Source organism: Denitromonas halophila (assembly GCF_007625155.1).
GTDB lineage: Bacteria > Pseudomonadota > Gammaproteobacteria > Burkholderiales > Rhodocyclaceae > Nitrogeniibacter > Nitrogeniibacter halophilus.
This window is the reverse complement of sequence record NZ_VMNK01000003.1, coordinates 286,284-305,655: the sequence shown is the minus strand read 5'-3', so window position 1 is coordinate 305,655 and position 19,372 is coordinate 286,284. Positions and strand designations below refer to the sequence as shown.

Here is a 19,372-nt window from a genome sequence, read left to right as displayed (position 1 = left end):
CACGTTCTCTTCATGCTGGATGTCCTGTGTCCGATCGCCTCGCCGTCATTCCCCAATATCTGCTGCCCAAGCGCGCGCTGACCGTGCTCGCTGGCAAGCTCGCTGGCCTGCGTGGTGGCAAGCTCACCACCGGCGTGATCCGTTGGTTCATCCGGCGCTACGCGGTCGACATGAGCGAGGCGGCCAATCCGGATCCGGCGGCCTATCCGACCTTCAACGAGTTCTTCACCCGCGCGCTGCGCGACGACGCGCGCACGCTGGTCGACGCGGATTTTGTCTGCCCGGTGGACGGGGCGATCAGCCAGTTCGGGCCGATCCGTGGGGATCAGGTGTTTCAGGCCAAAGGCCACAGCTACAGCTGCAGCGCGCTGCTCGGTGGCGACAAGCATCTGGCCGCCAAGTTTGACGATGGCCAGTTCGCCACGTTGTACCTGAGCCCGCGCGACTACCACCGCATTCACATGCCTTGCGACGGCCGCTTGACCGAGATGATCTACGTGCCCGGCGATCTGTTTTCGGTCAATCCGACCACCGCGCGCGGCGTGCCCGGCCTGTTTGCGCGCAACGAACGGGTGGTTTGCGTGTTCGAGTCCGCAGCCGGCCCGTTTGTGATGGTGCTGGTCGGCGCCACCATTGTGGGCAGCATGGCGACGGTGTGGCATGGCGTGGTCAATCCGCCGCGCCGACCCGACATCACCAAATGGCGTTACGACGACCAGGACATCGTGCTGGCGCAGGGCGAGGAGATGGGCCGCTTCCTGCTCGGCTCGACGGTCGTGATGCTCTTCCCCAAGCCGATGATGGCCTTCAACCCGGCCTGGGCACCCGAAGCCGCGGTGCGACTGGGCGAGCGCATGGGGCGGGCGCTGCCGCCGCCGGTCTTTGAGGCCGAGACCGTGCTGGCGTTGTATGACTGAGACGATTCCGATCCGCTATGTCGAGCCGGTGTTCCGGCCGCCAAGCGAGGCGCAGTCGCTGATTCTGCCGGTGACGGATGGCTGCTCGTGGAACCAATGCACGTTCTGCGAGATGTACACCGCGCCGCAAAAGGCATTTCGCGCGCGTGGCGAAGATGAGGTGATCGACAGCATCCGCCGGGTTGCTGCCCTGTATGGCGATCAGGTGCGACGCGTGTTTCTGGCCGACGGCGACGCGCTGGTGCTGCCCACCCGGCGCCTGCTGGCGATTCTCGAGGCGATCCGCATCCATCTGCCGGCGGTGCGGCGCATCTCCAGCTATTGCCTGCCGCGCAACCTGCGCAAGAAGTCGGTGGCCGACATGCAGGCGTTGGCTGCGGCCGGTTTGCGCATGGTGTATGTCGGTGCCGAATCGGGCGACGATACGGTGCTGGCGCGGGTGAACAAGGGCGAGACTTTCGACACCACCCGCGAGGCGCTCGACAAGCTCGGCGAGGCCGGCATCACCCGCTCGGTGATGATCCTCAATGGCCTCGGCGGACCGGTGTTCAGCGCCCAGCATGCCGAAGCCTCGGCGCGGCTGGCCAATGTCACGCAGCCCGAATATCTCGCCACCTTGGTGGTGAGCTTTCCCACCGGCGAGCAACGCTTTCGGGCGGGCTTTCCCGAATGGGAGCCGCTCGATCTGCGAGGTCTGCTACAGGAAATGGAAGCGCTGCTGTCGCAGCTGGACTTGAAGCGGACGGTGTTCCGCTCCGATCACGCGTCCAACTGGCTGGTGCTCAAGGGTACGCTGGGTGCCGACAAGGCGCGCTTGCTTGCGCAAGTACGCGGGGCGCTTGAGGCGCCGGCGCAAGCCGGGTTGCGGCCGGCCTGGGCGCGGGGTCTGTAGGCGGGGCTAGGCGTTGGTGTCGGTCGATTCGGTTTGGGTGGCGCTGCCGGCCGCGGTGTCAGCTGGCGGGGCCTCGTCGGTGTCCGCGGCGGCGTCGGCCGGAGCGGTGTAAGGCCGGACAGGTGGCGCCGTGCCATCGAGCAGCTCCTGCACCCGTTCCGCCAGAATTGCCGGTTTGAAGGGCTTGAGCATGTAGCCCTGGATGCCCACTTGCATCAGCTTGGCGACAACGCTCCGGTTGCCCTCGACCGTGAGCATCATGATTGGGGTCTGGTCGCCACGTTCGCGAAGGGTTTGCACGAAGGCTTCGCCGCTCATGCCGGGCATGTTCAGATCACAGACGATGACGTCGGCCGGCATGGAGTCGAGCATGACCAGTGCCTGCTCGGCGCCCGAGGCTTCGCCAAAGTGCACATCGAGGTGCTTGAGCGCGCCTTTGACGAAACCACGAATGACAGACACATCGTCGATGACAAGAATGCGTTTTGGGGGCATGGTGCGATCGGGGTTTCAAGAGATGACGACAGCAGGGTCAACGGACGGTGTGCGTTTGATCTTAAGGGTTTTCCCTATATATTTTTGCCTGGGGGCGCGGCATGACAACTCACCAACACGTGCTCAGCATCACGACGCGCGGCCGGGGAACACGGGAGATGACTGACGCCGTCGCCACGGTGGTGCGCGACAGCGGCATCACGACCGGCCTCTGTCATGTTTTCGTGCAGCACACCAGTTGCTCGCTGACAATCACTGAAAATGCCGATCCGGATGTGCGGCGCGATCTGGAGACAGTGATGTCGCGACTCGCGCCCGATGGCGATCCGGCCTATCGGCACGATCTCGAAGGCCCTGATGACATGGCGGCCCATGCGCGCGCGGTGCTGACCGATACCAGTTTGACGGTGCCCGTGGGCGACGCTCGCCTGCGACTGGGGACCTGGCAGGGCATCTATCTGTGGGAGCACCGCACGCAGGGCGCGACGCGCTCGGTGGTCGTTACGGTGATGGGCTGAGCGCGATCACCCCGAGCATGCTGCGCAGGCGCGGCTGATTGACGATCAGGTCGGCCAGGGTGACCTCATCCAGCGCGGCCAGAAACGCCTGCAGCGCGGTATTCAGCGCGCCCTTCAGTCGGCAGCCGGAACTCAGCAGGCAGCTCGACTCGGCGCGAAAGCAGTCGACCAGGTCGAAGCCGGGCTCCATCTGGCGCACCACTTCGCCCACGCCGATCGCCTCCGGCGCCCGGTTCAGACGCAAGCCGCCGCCCTTGCCGCGCGCGCCCTCGACAAAGCCCAGCGTGACCAGTTGATTGACGATCTTCATCACATGGCTGCGCGAGATGTCAAAGGTTTCCGCCACTTCCTTGATGGTCACGCGCCGCTCGGGGCAGGCGCCCAGGGTGATCAGGACGCGCAAGGCATAGTCGGTGTGCTGGGTGATCTGCATGGGGTGTCCGGCGTCGATGGCACAAAGATTAAAGATACATTCGAGTTGACTCTTTAAAAGATACACTTAAAATACATCTTCGTGAAGTCGTTTCATTGACCCCGAGGATTTTTCCATGCGCCGCGACCCCCGTCTCGTCCCCTTGTCCCGCGAACACCATGCCGCCCTGCGGCTGGCCCGCGCGCTGATCAGCGGCACCGGCGTCGCGATGCTGTCGCAGATGCGGCCGGAGTTACAGGCGCACTTTGATGAAGAAGAGCGCGACTTGCTGCCGGTACTGCGCGCCGCCGGCGACCATGCGCTGGTGCGCCGGCTGCTGTCCGAACATGAACAGCTCCAGCGCTTGTTTGACGAGGCCGAAGCTGGCAGGCGCTGCGCCGAGGCGGGCGAGGCCTTGATTGCCCATGTCCGTTTCGAAGAGCGGGAGATGTTCCCTGCCGTCGAGCGTCGCCTGGCCCCGGTCGCCGCCTGAGTCGCGTTCCCGGCCCAAAACATGAATACCCCGAGGCGCCTCAAGGTGCCCACCCCCAGCCCCAAGCCCACCCCGGTGCGTCGTACGCTGGCGCCCGGACCTTTTCCTGCCGGGTGCCTGCGCGCCCGTTGATTTGATTCACGAGATTTCCGATGGCCATTATCCGACTCGAAGAACCCCGCCTCCGCCTGCCGGCCAGCCGCGCCGGCTGGTCGCCTTTCATGGCGATGGCGTTTCGCCCCTTCTACCTGTTCGCGGCACTGTTCGGGGTGGTCGCCATTCTGGCCTGGGTGGCCGGTTTCAACGGCACCGATGCGCTGCCCGGCATGCTGTGGCATGGGCACGAGATGATCTGGGGCTACGCGGGCGCGGTGATCGTTGGCTTTTTGCTGACTGCCGTCGGTTCGTGGACCGGCCAGCCGGCCTTCTCGGGCACACCACTGGCCGGCCTGACCGCGCTGTGGCTGGGGGCGCGCATTGCCGCCTCGACCGAGACCGGTGCGCCCTTGATCACCGGCCTGCTGTCGGTGAGCTTCTTCGTCTGTGCGGCTGCCGCGGTGGCTTTGCCGGTGTGGCGGGCGCGTAGCAAGCGCAATGCCGGCGTGCCCTTTTTGTTGCTGGCGTTCGCGTTGGCCAATGCCTTGTATCTGTTGACCGTCGCCGGCGTGCTGGACATGGATGCCCGGCGTCTGCTGTTCACCGGTCTGTTGCTGGTGGCCGGCTTCATCACGCTGATCGGCTTGCGGGTGATTCCCTTCTTTACCCACCGTGCGCTCAAGCGTCCGCAGGTCAGCCATCCGCGCTGGGCGGGCATTGTCGGTTTGCTGTCGCCGGTGATGCTGGCGGCACTGATTGCCACCGATGCGCCGTCGGTGCTGGCGCTGATCGTTGGCGCAGCCGGCATGGTGTTCAACCTGGTGCTGCTGATGCGCAATGCGCATGGTTCGATGCGCCAGCATCCGCTGCTGTGGGTGTTGTATCTGGGCTACTCGCTGACTGCCTTCGGCATCGGCATGGTGGGGCTGGCCTTGTCGGTGGCACCAGCGCTGATGTCGGCGGCGGTGCATTGCATCGCCATCGGCGGCATTGGTGTGCTGACCCTCGGCATGATGACGCGCACTGCGCTCGGGCACACCGGCCGCAACCTGGTCTTGCCGCCGTTGATGGTGCCGGCCTACGCCTTGATGCTGTTGGCGACGGTGCTGCGCCTTGGGGCAGCCTTCATCCCCGCTGCGTATCAACCGCTGATCCATGCGGCCGGCGCCAGTTTTGCGGCCGCGCTGCTGCTCTTTCTGTGGCGCTACGGCAAGTGGCTGGTGAGCACTCGCATCGACGGTATGCCGGGTTAACCCGGTAGCCTTTTCCCCGAAGGGCGCAGTATCGTTGCGCCATATTCAAGTGGCCCATCGACGGCCGCGATGCGAGGGGGAGAGGGCATGCAGGAACGGGGCAATACGGCACGAATGATTGAAGAGCTGCGCCGGCGTCGGCGTGGCAAGGTGGTGAGCGCCGCCGAGGCGGTGCAGCTGGTGCGCAGTGGCGACACCGTGGCCACCGGTGGCTTTGTCGGCATCGGTTTTGCCGAGGGCATCGCCGTGGCGCTTGAGGAACGTTTTCTCGCCGAAGCGCAGGAGAGCGCCGATGGCGTGGGCTATCCGCGTGACCTGACGCTGGTGTACGCCGCCGGTCAGGGCGACGGCAAGCAGCGCGGCCTCAACCACTTCGGCCATCGCGGGCTGGTCAAGCGTGTGGTGGGCGGGCACTGGGGGCTGGTGCCGCAGCTGCAGGCGCTGGCGGTGGCCGACAGCATCGAAGCCTACAACCTGCCGCAAGGCGTGATCTCCCATCTGTTTCGCGACATCGCCGCCGGCAAGCCCGGCACACTGACCCGCGTTGGCCTGGGCACCTTTGTCGATCCGCGCTTTGGCGGCGGCAAGATCAACGCCGTGACGCAGGAAGACCTGGTGCGTCTGATGCCCATCGACGGCGAGGACTACCTGTTCTACAAGGGCTTCCCGATTCACGTCGGCATTATCCGCGGCACCACGGCCGACCTCGATGGCAACGTGACCATGGAGAAGGAAGCCCTGACGCTGGAGGCGCAGGCCATTGCCATGGCGGCGCATAACAGCGGCGGCATTGTCATTGTGCAGGTCGAGCGGGTGGCTGATCGCGGCACGCTCAACCCGCGCCAGGTGAAGATCCCCGGCGTGCTGGTCGATTGCGTGGTGGTGGCCGAAAAGCCCGAGCACCACGAGCAGACTTTCGGCACGCCCTACAGCGCGGCCTACGCCGGCGAGATTCGTGTGCCGGCCACCAGCGTGGCCTCGCTGCCGATGTCGGAGCGCAAGATCATCGCGCGCCGCGCGGCCATGGAACTGCGGCCGAATGTGGTGGTGAATCTGGGGATCGGCATGCCTGAAGGCGTGGCGGCGGTGGCGGCTGAGGAGTCGATCATCGATCTGCTGACGCTCACTGCCGAGCCCGGCGTGATCGGCGGCATTCCGGCCGGTGGCATGGACTTTGGCGCGGCGGTGAATACCGAGGCGATCATCGATCAGCCCAGCCAGTTCGACTTCTACGACGGCGGCGGGCTGGACCTCGCTTTTCTCGGCTTGGCGCAGGCTGACCGGCAGGGCAACCTCAACGTGAGCAAGTTCGGCAGCCGTATCGCCGGCGCTGGCGGCTTCATCAACATCAGCCAGAACGCCAAGCAGGTGGTTTTTGTCGGCACCTTCACGGCGGGCGGGCTGGAGATCGCGGTCGAGGACGGCCAACTGCGCATCGTGCGCGAGGGCAAGTCGCCGAAATTCATTGAGCAGGTCGAACACCGCACCTTCAGCGGCGATGTGGCCAACCAGCGCCGCCAGCCGGTGCTCTACATCACCGAGCGCTGCGTGTTCCGCCTGACCGAGCGCGGGCTGGCGCTGATCGAGATCGCGCCGGGCATCGACATCGAGCGCGACATTCTCGCCCACATGGGTTTTGTGCCGCTGATCGAAGGCGCGCCGAGGCTGATGGACGCCCGCATCTTTGAGGAAGGCCACATCGGCCTGCGCGCGATGCTGCTCGACCGGCCCATCGAGGCGCGGCTGCATTACGATGCCGATCAGGATCTGTTCTTTGTCGACCTCGAGCGCTACACCGTGCGTGATCGCGCCCAGATCGAGCAGATCCGCCAGCGCGTGGCCGAAGAGCTCGCGCCGCTGGGGCGGCGGGTGCGGGCGGTGGTCAATTACGACCATTTCGACATCGACCCCGATCTGCTCGAAGACTACGCGGTCATGGTGCAGTCCCTGGTCGATACCTACTACACCACCGTGGTGCGCTACGCTTCCAGCGGTTTTGCGCGGGTCAAGCTGGGCGAGGTGCTGGGCGAAGATGGCCGCCTGTTTTCGACCTTGCAGGAGGCTCGCGCGGCACTGCGCGAGTAATCGATAGGCATTCGTCGTAGGATAAGGGCGGGGTTGCTGGTAGACCCCGCCCTTATTTGTCGACTTTCAGGAGGCCTTCATGACTGGCGTGTCCCCCGATGTGCTTGACCAGGCGTTTCGCGCCGCACGCACCTTCAATGCTTTCAGCGGCAAGGAAGTGCCCGACGCGCTGTTGCGCGAGTTGTACGAGCTGCTCAAATGGGGGCCGACCTCGATGAACTGTCAGCCCGCGCGCTATGTGTTCGTCAAGAGCGAGGCGGCCAAGGCGCGTCTGGCGCCAGCGCTGGCACAAGGCAACGTGGCCAAGACCATGGCCGCGCCGGTCACCGTCATCGTTGCCACCGATACCCGTTTTCATGAACACCTGGTAACGCAGTTTCCGGCTAACGCCAAGGCTGGCGAAATGTTTGCCGGCAACACCGCGCTGGCCGAGAGCACCGCGTTTCGTAATGGCACGCTGCAAGGGGGCTACCTGATCCTTGCCGCGCGCCTGCTCGGCCTCGACTGCGGCCCGATGAGCGGTTTCAATGCCGACACGCTCAATGCCGAGTTCTTCCCCGATGGCCGCTACACCGCGAACTTCCTGGTCAATCTTGGCTACGGCGATCCGGTGGCTAATTATCCGCGCGGCCCGCGTCTGGACTTCGAGACGGTCGCGCAGATTCTTTGAACAAGCTCAGATCCCGTATTGGTGCACTGCCTTGCGCAAACGCTCGGTGATGCTGTTGAGCCCGGCCACGGTCGCACGGGTTTGCGTGACGACCGCGACGTTCTGGTCGGTCATGTTGGCGACGCGCTCCACGTTTTGAGCGAGCAAGGTCATGGCCGACTGTTGTTCGCTGGATGCGTGCGAAATATCCGTCACCATGCCGACCGTGCTTTGCATTTCCTCGTTGATCTGACGCAACGCGCCTGAGGCTTGTCCGACCAAATCGACGCCATTTGCCACCTGGGCTGCGCCGGAGCGCATGCCATTCACCGCCGTATCCGTTTCATTGCGGATGCTATTGACCATGGAGCCAATTTCATTGGTTGCCTGGGATGTGCGCTCTGCCAGTTTTCGGACTTCATCGGCTACGACAGCAAAGCCACGGCCTTGCTCACCCGCGCGTGCCGCCTCAATGGCTGCATTCAGCGCCAGCAGGTTGGTCTGATCTGCAATCTCTTTAATGACGCCAGTGATCCGGCTGATTTCCTCCGAGCGCTCTCCTAAGCGTTCGACGTGTTCGGCCGAGCGGCTGACGGTCTCGGCCAGGACGTTGATGGTCTGGCACGCATCGTCGGTGATGCGCGCGCCGGCGGCAGAGGCTTTGGCGGCGTCGAATGCCTTGTCTCGCGTGCTGCCGGCGTTGGCAGCGACTTCTCCAATCGAAACCGTGACTTCTTCAATGGCGGCGGCGGCCGACGATGTCGCCTCGCTTTGAGCGCGGGCCGAGTGCTCGACGTTCTCGACGCCCGCTTTGACGTCGAGGTTTGCGGCGTTGACCTGATTCGCCACATCGCTGACCCCTTGAAGCATCGCCTGGATGCTGGAGGCGAGCTTGTCCGCCTTGCGTCCGACCGCGCCCACAACGTCGCGTCGCGGCATGTCGAGGCGCTTACGTAAATCACCGGTACACAACACGTCCTCAAGCCAGTTCGAGATGGTGCCGAGGTCCGAACTGGTGCGAGGTGCGTACCACAGGATGAAGAACAGCGCGTGGGCAGAGACAATGCCGGCAAGCGCCCAGGCGAGCCAACCCGGTACGTCCAGGCTGGACAGTCCGATCAAGCTGGCTGCCGCGAGTAGTGTGAACATCCCCGACAGCATCATCTGGAATCGTAATGAAAGCGCGGCGTTGAGCCAGGCCGCGCGATGATGTACGACGCGGCCATGTTCGATGTCGAGCTTGCTTTCCCCTTTGCGGATACGTGCGTACGCTGACTCAGCGGCGGCGATCTCGTTTTTTGATGGAACGCCACGCACCGATTGATAGCCAGTGACCCGGCCGTTTTCCCTCACCGGGGAGACGTTGGCAACCACCCAGTAGTAGCCGCCATCTTTGCGTCGATTCTTGACGACACCGCGCCAGGGGCGCCCACGTTTCAGGTCGGCCCACATGTCGGCAAAAGCGGCTTGCGGCATGTCCGGGTGACGGACCAAATTGTGGGACTGGCCAATCATTTCGTCGGGTGGATAGGCGCTGATACTCGCAAAAATATCATTGACCTCGACGATGATGCCTTTGAGGTCGGTACGCGAGTATATGAAGGCCCCTTCGGGTAGGCGGGTCTCCACCTCGGTGACGGGTAGATTGACTTTCATGTAGCGCTTTTCCTTCGTGTTGTTCTGTCGAGACTACGGTAGCCTCATCCGGAATGAGCTGATGGTGCCGGCTATAGCGAAACGCCTAGAAGCACAGCGTCCCACCAGACAGCAAAATCGACCTCTCAGCGGGACTATCGTCAAGGGGAGCGGGAGGCTTTAGTGTCTTTAATTGGAGCGTCACAAGCCATAACGTTGGTAATAGAGAAAATACATAACGTGTGTCTTGTGCTGGACGGGAGGAAGGCGATTCGTTCGGTATCGACGAAAAAAAAACCGGGCAATGCCCGGCCTGTCTTTCGTACTGCGTGGACCATATTATTGCAACCGGACCTCAACACGACGGGCTTCGGCGGCGTTGCCATCGCCCAGTGTCTCTGCCGGCTTGCTGAGCAAGACCTTGTCCGCCGGAACGCCGGCCGCGAGCAGTGCGTTGAGCACGTTCATGGCGCGGGTCTTGGCGATTTCGGCGTTGACCTCGGCGCTGCCGGAGGCGTCGTGAAAGCCCGAGACCAGCACCACCATGGTGCCGAGCTTGTCGGCAGCCATCTGGGTGAAGCTGGCCAGGTCGGCGGCGGCGACATCGCTGAGACCCGTTTCGCCGACGGCGAAATACACTTTGACCTGAGCGTCGCCCTGTGGGGCCACGTCGGTAAAGGCCATGGCTTCGGTCGGTACGCTGTCGGCGGCGGCGCGCATCACCTCGGCGATAGGCGTCGGTGCGGCTTCTACCACGGGCACGGCGGTGGCGCGGTTGAGCGAGTACACGCCCATGCCGATCACCAGCCCGATCACCAGGGCGAGCAGTCCGAACAGAACGCCGAGTACAACGCGCAGATCATCATCTTCGTCTTGCATGGTTCTGACCTCGAATCAAAAAAATGAAATTGGCAAGTGGCGGCATTCTAACGTGTTGAAATCGCCGCGTCTGCCGCGCAAATGTGTCAAGCCGTGGCGATGACCTGGCCGTGTTCGCGGGTGGCATGGAAGCCGACGTCCGGCCATTTTTCCATGGTCACCTGCAGGTTGTAGCGGGTGGTGGCCAGATACACCGGGTTGCCGTCGACATCGGTGCCCAGGCGCATGGCCTGTTCGCGCTCGAACTTGCGGCGAGTGGCTTCGTCCTTGAAGGTCAGCCAGCGCGCGGTGTAGATGTCGGCGGTCTCGAAAATGGCATCGACCTTGTATTCGTCCTGCAGGCGCTGGGCCACCACCTCGAACTGCAGCTGACCCACGGCGCCGAGCAGCATGTTGCCACCGATGGCCTCGAAGACCTGGATGGCGCCTTCTTCGCCCAGCTCGATCAGGCCCTTGTGCAGTTGCTTGGTCTTGAGCGGGTCCTTGAGGCGGGCAGCGCGGAACATCTCCGGCGCGAAGTAGGGGATGCCCTTGAAGTGCAGCGCCTCGCCTTCGGTCAGGGTGTCGCCAATCTGCAGCTGGCCGTGGTTGTGGATGCCGATGATGTCGCCAGCGTAGGCCTCTTCCATGTGCACCCGTTCGTTGGCCATGAAGGTCAGCGCATTGGCGATCTTGAACTCACGGCCCATGCGTTGGTGACGGGTCTTCATGCCCGGCGCGTACTTGCCTGAACACACGCGGAAGAAGGCGATGCGGTCGCGGTGGCGCGGGTCCATGTTGGCCTGGATCTTGAACACGAAGCCCGAGAACTTCGGCTCGGCCGGCGCCACCATGCGTGCGCCGGCGTCGCGCGGCTGCGGCGGCGGCGCCCAGTCGAGCAGCGCCTGCAAAATCTCCTGCACGCCGAAGTTGTTGATACCGGAGCCAAAGAACACCGGCGTCTGTTGACCGGCGAGGAAGGTTTCGAGCTTGAACGGGCTGCTCGCGCCTTCGATCAGCTCGACGTCGTCACGCACCTGGCCGATTTCGCCGGGGAAGAGCGTGTCGAGCTGCGGGTTGTCGAGGTTGGTGATGATCTCGGCCGCGCTCTTGCGCTCCTCGCCCGGGGTGAAGCGCAGGATGCGGTTTTCGAGCAGGTGGTACACGCCGCGGAAGGCCTTGCCCATGCCCACCGGCCAGGTCACCGGCGCGCACTCGATCTTGAGCACTTCCTCGATTTCCTGCAGCAGGTCGAAGGGCTCGCGCACCTCGCGGTCAAGCTTGTTAACAAAGGTGATGATCGGCGTGTTGCGCAGGCGGCACACGTCGAGCAGCTTGATGGTCTGCGCTTCCACGCCCTTGGCGGCGTCGATCACCATCACCGCCGCATCCACGGCAGTGAGCACCCGGTAGGTGTCTTCCGAGAAGTCTTCGTGGCCCGGGGTGTCGAGCAGGTTGATAGTGTGGCCCATGTAGTCGAACTGCATCACCGAGCTGGTCACCGAGATGCCGCGCTGCTTTTCCACTTCCATCCAGTCCGAGGTGGCATGGCGGGCGCTCTTTCGCGCCTTGACCGTACCGGCCAGCTGGATCGCACCGCCAAACAGCAGCAGCTTTTCGGTCAGCGTGGTCTTGCCCGCGTCGGGGTGGGAGATGATGGCGAAGGTGCGGCGGCGCTCGGCTTGCTTGAGCAACTCGGGCGGGAAGGGCGTGGCAGTCATGAAGATGAAGTCCGATGGGCGCGCACGGGGGGCCGTGTCGCCGAGGCAAACGCAAAGCTGGGCTTTTACCGAAAGCGGGGCGGCGGATCAAGCGGCATCGACCGATGGCACGATCCGGCCGCGCCGAGCGGCGTGAGCCCGAAGTGTCCTGCCCCGCGCGCGAGGCGTCAACGCGCGTGAGGGCGCTTGCCGGTGCGACATGCGATTCGGCTACAGTGCGGGCTGTGTTGGCCGATATACTTTTCCATGCTTTCACCGTCCGTGATCTGATGCCCGACTTCCGAGAACTGTCCGCCCTGGTGCGATCCCGCGTGCCGCTGGTGTGTATCGAAACCGTCGAAGAACCCAAGGTGCTGCGACTGATCGACCGCCTGGCGCGCGAAGACAACCATGACCTGTATTGCTGGAGTGTGGCCGACGGCCTGAGCCAGCAGAACTTCCGCTACGGCCCGGCCAAGTCCGCCAACACCTTGTTTGCCACGGTCGGGGATGTGCCGACTACCATGGGCCACAAGGACGGTCAGCGCCGGGCGATTCCCGACACCCGTGGCCTGGAGCCGGCCCTGCACTACATCGACAAGGATGCCAGCCGCGGGCTTTACGTGCTGCTCGATCCGCATCCGTTTCTCGACGACCCGGTGGTGCTGCGCCTGATCCGCGAAGTGGTGCTCAATCATCCGGTGTCCGAGCGCACCCTGGTGCTGGTCGCGCCGCGCGTGAGCTTGCCGACCGAGCTGGCGCGCCATGCCGCGCACCTGAAGCTGCGCATTCCGGACCTCGATGGCGTCAAGCAGTTGCTGCGCGAGGAGCTGGATTTCTACCGGCAGCAGAACGACCGATCGGTACGCGGCGAGTCGGCCATGGTGAATTCGCTGCTTCACCAGGTGCTGGGCTTGCCGGAAGAGGATGTGCGCCGCCTGCTGCGCAACGCAGTGCGTGACGACGGCCTGATCACCGTCGACGATCTCACCCGCGTCATCCGCCACAAACAGGAGATGCTCGGCGGCACCGCGCTGTCGGTCGAAATGACACCTTTGGGTCCCGACGACATCGGCGGCCTGAGCCAGCTCAAAAGCTGGCTGACCAAGCGGCGGCCGGTGTTTACCGGCGAACGCAGCGCCCCCGGCCTGCCGATACCCAAGGGCATGCTGCTGCTCGGCGTGCAGGGCGCGGGCAAAAGCCTGGCCGCCAAGGTGACGGCTGGCAGCTGGCGGGTGCCGCTGCTGCGCCTCGATATTGCCAGCCTGTACGACAAATACACCGGCGAAACCGAGCGCAAGCTGCGCGAGGCGCTGGAGAGCGCTGAAGCCATGGCCCCCGCGGTGCTGTGGATCGACGAGATCGAGAAAGCCCTGGCCAGCGGCGGCGATGGCGATGGTGGCGTGTCGCGCCGCCTGCTCGGCCACCTGCTGACCTGGATGAATGAACAGCAGGCGCGCCTGTTTCTGGTTGCCACCGCAAACGACGTCACTGCCTTGCCGCCCGAGTTGCTGCGCAAGGGGCGATTCGACGAGATCTTCTTCGTCGACCTGCCCTCGCCCGCGGTCCGGCGCGACATTCTGGATATCCACCTCAAGCGGCACGGTCATGATCCGGCGCGCTTCGATGTCGACGCGCTGGTGGTGGTCACCGACGGTTTCTCGGGTGCGGAGCTTGAACAGCTGGTGGTCGCCGGCCGCTATGAATGCCTGGCCGACGGCAGTGAGCTTGAGACGGCGCATCTGGTCGCCGAGGCGGCGCGGACCCGGCCGCTGTCGGTCATCATGGCGGAGCAGATCGCTTCGCTGCGCGAATGGGCGGCGGCGCGCTGTGTGGCGGCGGACTGAGTCGGGCGATGCGTCGCACCTGCTCGCGACGGTGCACGCCGGCGCTCGTCGGAGCCGGGCGTCGCCACAGGGGGCAGTCTCCGTCGTCGGCGATTGCTCAAAACCATTCCTGCTGAAGGGTAATTGCGTATGCTGTCGATGTCCCCTCAACGCCGAATGCCACTGAATGCGCGCTGATTCTGACGCCCAACCCACGCCCACCGCGCGAATGCGCCCCTCGCTGGTGCGGGGCTTGATGCGTCAGTTCGCCTTGCTGATCGTCGCGTGTTTTGCGGTGTTCGGCGCCGCTTTCTATGGTCTGATCCTGAAGCCCTCGACCACCGAACTGGCACGCAGTGCGGTGCATCAGGCCACCACCACCATCGACGCGCAGATCCAGCGTGACTTTCGTCAGGTCGAGCGCATGCTCGAGACCGCCGCGGCCTGGGGCAAGGCGGGCGTCTTTGATGTCGACACCCTGGCCGAGTTCAACCGTGTGTTGCGGCCCATGCTGAAGACCGATCTGCGGTTGTCGTCGGCGCTGCTGGCCAAGGAGGACGGGCGTGAGCTGCTGTTGCTCGAGACGGCTGATGGCCAGTGGCGAAACCGGGTCACTGGTTTGCCAGGGGCGGTTGAACGACATCGGACCATGCGGTGGTCTGAGACCGGCGAGCTGGTCAGCGATGCGGTCCTGAACAGCGACTACGAACCGCGAGGGCGGCCCTGGTTTCTTGGCGCCATGGCGACGCCGGCCGATGGCGCGCTGGCGTGGACGCCGCCCTATCAGTTCTTTACCACCCGCGAACCCGGCATGACGGTGTCCACCCGATGGACCGCGCCGGATGGTCAGCGTCGGGTGCTGGCCTTCGACGTATTGCTCTCGGACCTGTCCCGACTGACCACGGGCATGCGGGTCGGGCGGCGCGGCGGGGTGGCGATTCTGACCGACGCCGGCGAGGTGCTGGGCTTGCCGCACTCACCACGCTTTGAGGTGGACGATGCGGTGCGGGCGGCGGTTCTCCAGCGCGTCTCGGCGCTCGACGTGGCGTATTTGAGCGACGGCGTGAAGGCGTGGGAGGCGGCGGCGCGGCCCGTCGGCAATGTCGCCTTCATGCTCGAGGGCCGGCGTTGGCGGGCCGAGTTTCTTCCGTTGCATCTCGGGAGCAACGCCCTGTGGGTGGCAGCGTTTGCGCCCGACGCTGACTTCGTGCCGGCGCGAGCGCGCGATGCGGTCATTTTCGTGGCCCTGATGCTGGGCGTCATCGGACTTGGCCTGTTGATGGCAGTGCGGGTGGCCGAACGGGTGCGCCACCCCTTGCAGGCGCTGGTGGCGCAGAGCGAGCGGATCGGTCAGCTTGACCTGGCGCCCGGGCCGCCGATTGAAGGCCACTGGCGCGAAATGGCCGCACTGGTCGACAGCCAGGGGGCGATGCGGGTCTTGCTGGAGGATGCCACCCGGCGTCTGGCCACGGCCCGCGACGCGCTCGAAGACAAGGTGGCCGAGCGCACACGCGAGTTGGCCGGCAAACAAGCCGAACTGGCTGACCAACTGCTGTTTGTTGAAGTCCTGCTCGACACGCTCCCCAACCCGGTGTTTTACAAGGGGCCGGATGCGCGCTTTCTGGGGTGCAACCGCGCCTTCGAAGACAGTTTTGGCGTGCGCCGCGAGGCCTTGCGCGGCAAGACGATCGTCGAGCTGGACATCTTTTCGCCGGTCGAGCGGAAGGCGATTCACGCCGAGGACATGCGCCTGATCGCGACCAGCGCCTCGCGGGCCCGCGAGCAGGTCATTGTTATGGCCGATGGTTTGCGCCACGACACCTTGTACTGGGTGCAGGGTTTCCGGCTGGCGGACGGCCAGCCCGGCGGCCTGCTCGGGGTGGTGGTCGATATTTCAGACACCAAGGCGGCCGAACGCCGCGCCCGGGACGCCGAGGCGCAATTGAGCCGGATCCTCGAATCCAGCCCGATTGGCGTGGTGCTGACCAGCGAAGGCAGCGTGCCGGTGTTCGCCAACTGGCGCGCTTGCGCGCTGGCCGGGTTTTCGCGCGAAGCGTTCATGCAGACGCCGGTGCTCGAGCGCTATGTTGATCCGGCGCAGCGGCGCGCGGCGCTGGCGGCGCTCGATGCGGGCGAGGTGGTACGCGACCGCGAGGTGGCGCTGCGCCGCGCCGACGGCAGCATCTACTGGGTGCTGCTGAGCATGGAGCGCGGCGTGTTTGGTGGCCAGCCCGTGGTGCTGAGCTGGACCTACGACATTACCGAGCGCCGCGCCGCCGCGCGCCAGTTGCGCAAGCTGTCGCTGGCGGTCGAGCACAGCCCGGTAATGGTGGTCATCGCCCGGCGCACGGGCCCGCTCGAATACGTCAACCCGCACTTCACCCAAGTCACCGGCTACACGGTGGACGAAGTCGCCACTGGCTTGCCCTTGGTTCAGTGCGTCGAAGATCAGCCCTGCGACGTCGAAGCCGAGGCATGGCAGGCCGTGTCGGTGGGTGAGGAGTGGCGCGGCGAATGCCGGCTGCGCCGTCGTGACGGCACCTCGGTGTGGGTCAGTCTGGCGATGAGCGGCCTGGCCGAGCGCGATGGCCAGATCAGTCACGGCATCTGGGTGCTCGAAGACGTGTCGGCACGGCGTGCGGCGGACGCGGCCTTGCGCGAGGCCAAGCTGGCGGCCGAGGCCGCGACGCAGGCCAAGAGTCGCTTCCTGGCCAACATGAGCCACGAAATCCGCACCCCGATGAACGCCATCATCGGGCTGTCTCACCTGTGTTTGGGCGGTGATCTGCAGCCCGCCCAGCGCGACTATGTGAGCAAGATCCACCAGGCCGGCACCGCGCTGCTCGGGGTGATCAACGACGTATTGGATGTGTCACGCATCGAGGCGGGGGGCCTGTCGCTGGAGCAGTCGGTGTTCAGGCTGAACGAGGTGCTGGCACAGTTGATGGCCTTGTTCGGCGAGCAGGCGCGCGCCAAGCAGCTGGCGGTGCAGCTGTCCGTCTCGCCCAGCGTGCCCAATACGCTGGTCGGCGACGGCATGCGTCTGGGGCAGGTGTTGGTCAACCTGGTGGGCAATGCGATCAAGTTTACCGAGCGTGGCGAGGTGGCGGTCACCGTGCGCGCCGATCCGCCCAGAAACGCGCGTGTGCGCTTGCAGTTTGCGGTGCGCGATACCGGCGTGGGGCTCACGCCGAGTCAGATCGAGGGCTTGTTTCAGCCCTTTGCCCAGGCCGACGATTCCACCACCCGCAAATTCGGCGGCACCGGGCTCGGCCTGTCGATCTGTCGCCAGCTGGTGCGGCTGATGGGTGGCGACGTGGTCGTGCATAGTGAGCCGGGCCAGGGCAGCACTTTCTTGTTCGACGTGGAACTCGGCGTCGGTGCCGCCGGCGACGTTGCGCGAACCCCCCGGGTGTCGCCCGCCGCCGCCCCGGACCTCACTGGCTTGCGTGTGCTGGTGGCCGAGGACAATCTGGTGAATTTGCTGATCGCCGAAACCCTGCTGGCCGAGCAGGGCGTGCTGGTCGACACCGCCGGCACCGGGCGTGAAGCGGTCGATCGCGTGATGCGCGCCGACGCGCCGCCCATCGACGTAGTGCTCATGGACGTTCAGATGCCGGAGATGGATGGCCTTGAAGCCACGCGTCAGATTCGCGCCGATGCGCGCTTTGCCGCGCTGCCGATCATTGCCATGACCGCACACGCCATGGCCGATGAGCGGGCGCAGTGTCTCGCGGCCGGCATGAACGATCATCTCGCCAAGCCGGTTGATCCGCCCTTGTTTCTTGCCACGCTGGCCCGCTGGGCCGGCCGTGCGCAGATACCGGATGCCGCGCCGGCACCCACGCCTGAGCGCGGCTTCCCTGACATCGCTGGGCTCAACGTCGAGGCCGGTCTGTTGCGGATGATGGGCAAGCCCGCGCTGTATGCGCGCATGCTCGCTTTGTTCGAGCGCCAGCATGGCGACTGCGGCACGCAGTTGCGTGCCCGTGTGGCCGAGGGCGACCTGATCGGCGCCGCGCGGTTGATGCATACCCTGCGCGGTGCGGCAGGCAGCCTGGGCGCCGATGCCCTGGCGGATCAGGCCGCCGCGATCGAAGCCCTGGCGGCGCAAGGCCGTGCGCCCGATGCCGAAACTCTCGATGCGCTCGCGCAATCCATTGCCGCCCTGGTGACGGCGATCCGGGCGACGCCCTTGCCCGGCGCCTCGCCTCGCGCCGACCTCTGAGGGCCGCCCTGATCAGCCGATCATTTTGCCCGGCAGCCAGGTCACCAGACCGGGGAAGGTGTAGAGGCAGATCACGGCTGCGCACATCAGCAGGAAGTAAGGCAGGGCGTAGCGCGCCACCTCGGTGATCTGCCGCCCGGTCATGGCTTGCAGCACGAACAGGTTGAAGCCCACCGGCGGCGTGATCTGTGCCATCTCCACCACCACCACCACGAACACGCCGAACCACAGCGGATCGATGCCGGCCGTCTGGATGGTCGGCAGCAGCACGGCCATGGTCAGCACCACCACCGAAATACCATCGAGAAAGCAGCCGAGCAGGATGAAGAAAACGGTCAGCGCCACCAGCAGCCAGCCCGTCGACAGCCCCAGCCCCGAGATCCACTCCGCCAGATGGCGCGGCAGCCCGATGTAGCCCATGGCCAGCGTCAGAAAGGCCGATCCGCCGAGGATGAGCCCGATCATGCAGTACAGGCGGGTGGCGCCCATCAGGCTGGCAAAAAAGCTCTCGCGGGTGAGCGAGCCTTGCGCGGCGGCGATGATGAAGGCGCCGATCACGCCCAGCGCCGCCGCCTCGGTGGCGGTGGCCACGCCGGTGTAGATCGAGCCGAGCACCGCGCCGATCAGCAGTACCACCGGCATCAGGCCCCAGGACGCGCGCAGCTTGTCGATGAAGGCGGTGCGGCCTTCGCCGGCGGGGATCTTGTCGGGGTTGAGCAGCGACCAGACGATCACCCAGCCCATGAACAGGCCGGCCAGCAACAGGCCGGGCAGCACGCCGCCGATGAATAGCTTGGCGATCGATACATCGGCCGACACGCCATACACGATCATGATGATCGATGGCGGAATCAGCAGCCCCAGCGTACCGGCGCCGGCCAGCGTGCCCAGCGCCAGCGAGGTCGGGTAGCCGCGACGCTCCAGCTCGGGCAGGTTGATCTTGCCGATGGTAGCGCAGGTGGCGGCGGACGAGCCCGACACCGCGGCGAACAGCGTACAGCCGAGAATATTGGCATGCAGCAGCCGCCCCGGCAGGCGTTCGACCCACGGCGCCAGGCCGCGAAACATGTTCTCCGACAGCTTGGTGCGAAACAGCACCTCGCCCATCCACAGGAACAGCGGCAGGGCGGTGAGCGTCCAGCTCGAGCCGATGCCCCAGATCGCCACCGCCATGCCGTCGCCCGGCGCGCGCGACGTGAACATCAACATGCCAAGAGCGCCTACGGCGATCAGCGACAAGCCGATCCACACTCCGCTGGCCAGCAAAACGAGCATGACCAGCAAGAGCAGGCCGGCAACCATCAAGTCCATGGGA

15 protein-coding genes are annotated in these 19,372 nt (G+C 65.2%); 9 read left to right on the top strand and 6 right to left on the bottom strand.

What is annotated here, in order from left to right; all coding sequences use genetic code 11:
• Positions 1-26 precede the first annotated feature (26 nt).
• Positions 27-917 carry an archaetidylserine decarboxylase gene (gene asd, locus FHP91_RS03550; protein WP_144308272.1) on the top strand — a complete coding sequence of 297 codons (891 nt, stop codon included), beginning with the start codon at positions 27-29 and terminating at the stop codon, positions 915-917.
• Positions 910-1,809: a radical SAM protein gene (locus FHP91_RS03545; protein ID WP_144308271.1), complete on the top strand. Its 900-nt coding sequence runs from the start codon at positions 910-912 to the stop codon at positions 1,807-1,809. The genes asd and FHP91_RS03545 overlap by 8 nt, the downstream gene beginning before the upstream one ends.
• A 6-nt stretch (positions 1,810-1,815) precedes the next feature.
• On the opposite strand, the gene FHP91_RS03540 is transcribed toward FHP91_RS03545, so the two are convergent.
• Positions 1,816-2,304 carry a response regulator transcription factor gene (locus FHP91_RS03540; RefSeq protein WP_144308270.1) on the bottom strand — a complete coding sequence of 163 codons (489 nt, stop codon included), beginning with the start codon at positions 2,302-2,304 and terminating at the stop codon, positions 1,816-1,818.
• Between the two features lie 158 nt (positions 2,305-2,462).
• Between FHP91_RS03540 and FHP91_RS03535 the strand changes: the two genes are divergently transcribed.
• Complete coding sequence (locus FHP91_RS03535; protein WP_246116208.1) at positions 2,463-2,822, top strand: secondary thiamine-phosphate synthase enzyme YjbQ; 360 nt, start codon at positions 2,463-2,465, stop codon at positions 2,820-2,822.
• On the opposite strand, the gene FHP91_RS03530 is transcribed toward FHP91_RS03535, so the two are convergent.
• Positions 2,806-3,255, bottom strand: a complete 450-nt coding sequence (locus FHP91_RS03530; RefSeq protein WP_144174242.1) for an Rrf2 family transcriptional regulator — start codon at positions 3,253-3,255, stop codon at positions 2,806-2,808. The two genes, FHP91_RS03535 and FHP91_RS03530, sit on opposite strands and share 17 nt — an antisense overlap.
• A gap of 115 nt (positions 3,256-3,370) precedes the next feature.
• On the opposite strand from FHP91_RS03530, the gene FHP91_RS03525 reads away from it, so the two are divergent.
• From FHP91_RS03525 to FHP91_RS03510, 4 genes are all read left to right on the top strand, one after another.
• Positions 3,371-3,727, top strand: coding sequence for a hemerythrin domain-containing protein (locus tag FHP91_RS03525; protein ID WP_144308268.1), 357 nt, complete (start codon positions 3,371-3,373; stop codon positions 3,725-3,727).
• Positions 3,728-3,879: 152 nt separating this feature from the next.
• Complete coding sequence (locus FHP91_RS03520) at positions 3,880-5,076, top strand: NnrS family protein (RefSeq protein WP_144308267.1); 1,197 nt, start codon at positions 3,880-3,882, stop codon at positions 5,074-5,076.
• Between the two features lie 87 nt (positions 5,077-5,163).
• Positions 5,164-7,161: an acyl CoA:acetate/3-ketoacid CoA transferase gene (locus tag FHP91_RS03515; protein WP_144308266.1), complete on the top strand. Its 1,998-nt coding sequence runs from the start codon at positions 5,164-5,166 to the stop codon at positions 7,159-7,161.
• A 79-nt stretch (positions 7,162-7,240) separates the two neighbouring features.
• Positions 7,241-7,831: a malonic semialdehyde reductase gene (locus FHP91_RS03510; protein ID WP_144308265.1), complete on the top strand. Its 591-nt coding sequence runs from the start codon at positions 7,241-7,243 to the stop codon at positions 7,829-7,831.
• A 6-nt stretch (positions 7,832-7,837) separates the two neighbouring features.
• Here the strand turns inward: FHP91_RS03510 and FHP91_RS03505 are convergent, their stop codons facing one another.
• The 3 genes from FHP91_RS03505 to FHP91_RS03495 all read right to left on the bottom strand — a co-directional run bounded on the left by FHP91_RS03505 (position 7,838) and on the right by FHP91_RS03495 (position 12,024).
• Positions 7,838-9,466, bottom strand: a complete 1,629-nt coding sequence (locus tag FHP91_RS03505; protein ID WP_144308264.1) for a methyl-accepting chemotaxis protein — start codon at positions 9,464-9,466, stop codon at positions 7,838-7,840.
• A 318-nt stretch (positions 9,467-9,784) separates the two neighbouring features.
• Positions 9,785-10,324 carry an OmpA family protein gene (locus FHP91_RS03500; RefSeq protein WP_144174227.1) on the bottom strand — a complete coding sequence of 180 codons (540 nt, stop codon included), beginning with the start codon at positions 10,322-10,324 and terminating at the stop codon, positions 9,785-9,787.
• A gap of 86 nt (positions 10,325-10,410) precedes the next feature.
• Positions 10,411-12,024 (bottom strand): peptide chain release factor 3, encoded by a 1,614-nt coding sequence (locus tag FHP91_RS03495; RefSeq protein WP_144308263.1) that lies wholly within the window; start codon positions 12,022-12,024, stop codon positions 10,411-10,413.
• Positions 12,025-12,293: 269 nt separating this feature from the next.
• Here FHP91_RS03495 and FHP91_RS03490 point away from each other — a divergent pair, with 269 nt between their 5' ends.
• Positions 12,294-13,850, top strand: coding sequence for an AAA family ATPase (locus FHP91_RS03490; RefSeq protein ID WP_144308262.1), 1,557 nt, complete (start codon positions 12,294-12,296; stop codon positions 13,848-13,850).
• A gap of 166 nt (positions 13,851-14,016) precedes the next feature.
• Positions 14,017-18,057 (top strand): PAS domain S-box protein, encoded by a 4,041-nt coding sequence (locus tag FHP91_RS03485; RefSeq protein WP_144308261.1) that lies wholly within the window; start codon positions 14,017-14,019, stop codon positions 18,055-18,057.
• 12 nt (positions 18,058-18,069) lie between these two features.
• On the opposite strand, the gene FHP91_RS03480 is transcribed toward FHP91_RS03485, so the two are convergent.
• Positions 18,070-19,368: a TRAP transporter large permease gene (locus FHP91_RS03480; protein WP_144308260.1), complete on the bottom strand. Its 1,299-nt coding sequence runs from the start codon at positions 19,366-19,368 to the stop codon at positions 18,070-18,072.
• Positions 19,369-19,372: the final 4 nt, after the last annotated feature.

Bases quoted from the DNA above. Each gene is read 5' to 3' on its own strand.
- FHP91_RS03505 (WP_144308264.1), bottom strand. From the start codon at position 9,466: ATGAAAGTCAATCTACCCGTCACCGAGGTGGAGACCCGCCTACCCGAA.
- FHP91_RS03525 (WP_144308268.1), top strand. From the start codon at position 3,371: ATGCGCCGCGACCCCCGTCTCGTCCCCTTGTCCCGCGAACACCATGCC.
- FHP91_RS03520 (WP_144308267.1), top strand. From the start codon at position 3,880: ATGGCCATTATCCGACTCGAAGAACCCCGCCTCCGCCTGCCGGCCAGC.
- FHP91_RS03510 (WP_144308265.1), top strand. From the start codon at position 7,241: ATGACTGGCGTGTCCCCCGATGTGCTTGACCAGGCGTTTCGCGCCGCA.
- FHP91_RS03490 (WP_144308262.1), top strand. From the start codon at position 12,294: ATGCCCGACTTCCGAGAACTGTCCGCCCTGGTGCGATCCCGCGTGCCG.
- FHP91_RS03485 (WP_144308261.1), top strand. From the start codon at position 14,017: ATGCGCGCTGATTCTGACGCCCAACCCACGCCCACCGCGCGAATGCGC.
- FHP91_RS03530 (WP_144174242.1), bottom strand. From the start codon at position 3,255: ATGCAGATCACCCAGCACACCGACTATGCCTTGCGCGTCCTGATCACC.
- FHP91_RS03535 (WP_246116208.1), top strand. From the start codon at position 2,463: ATGACTGACGCCGTCGCCACGGTGGTGCGCGACAGCGGCATCACGACC.
- FHP91_RS03500 (WP_144174227.1), bottom strand. From the start codon at position 10,324: ATGCAAGACGAAGATGATGATCTGCGCGTTGTACTCGGCGTTCTGTTC.
- FHP91_RS03480 (WP_144308260.1), bottom strand. From the start codon at position 19,368: ATGGACTTGATGGTTGCCGGCCTGCTCTTGCTGGTCATGCTCGTTTTG.
- FHP91_RS03540 (WP_144308270.1), bottom strand. From the start codon at position 2,304: ATGCCCCCAAAACGCATTCTTGTCATCGACGATGTGTCTGTCATTCGT.
- FHP91_RS03495 (WP_144308263.1), bottom strand. From the start codon at position 12,024: ATGACTGCCACGCCCTTCCCGCCCGAGTTGCTCAAGCAAGCCGAGCGC.
- FHP91_RS03545 (WP_144308271.1), top strand. From the start codon at position 910: ATGACTGAGACGATTCCGATCCGCTATGTCGAGCCGGTGTTCCGGCCG.
- FHP91_RS03515 (WP_144308266.1), top strand. From the start codon at position 5,164: ATGCAGGAACGGGGCAATACGGCACGAATGATTGAAGAGCTGCGCCGG.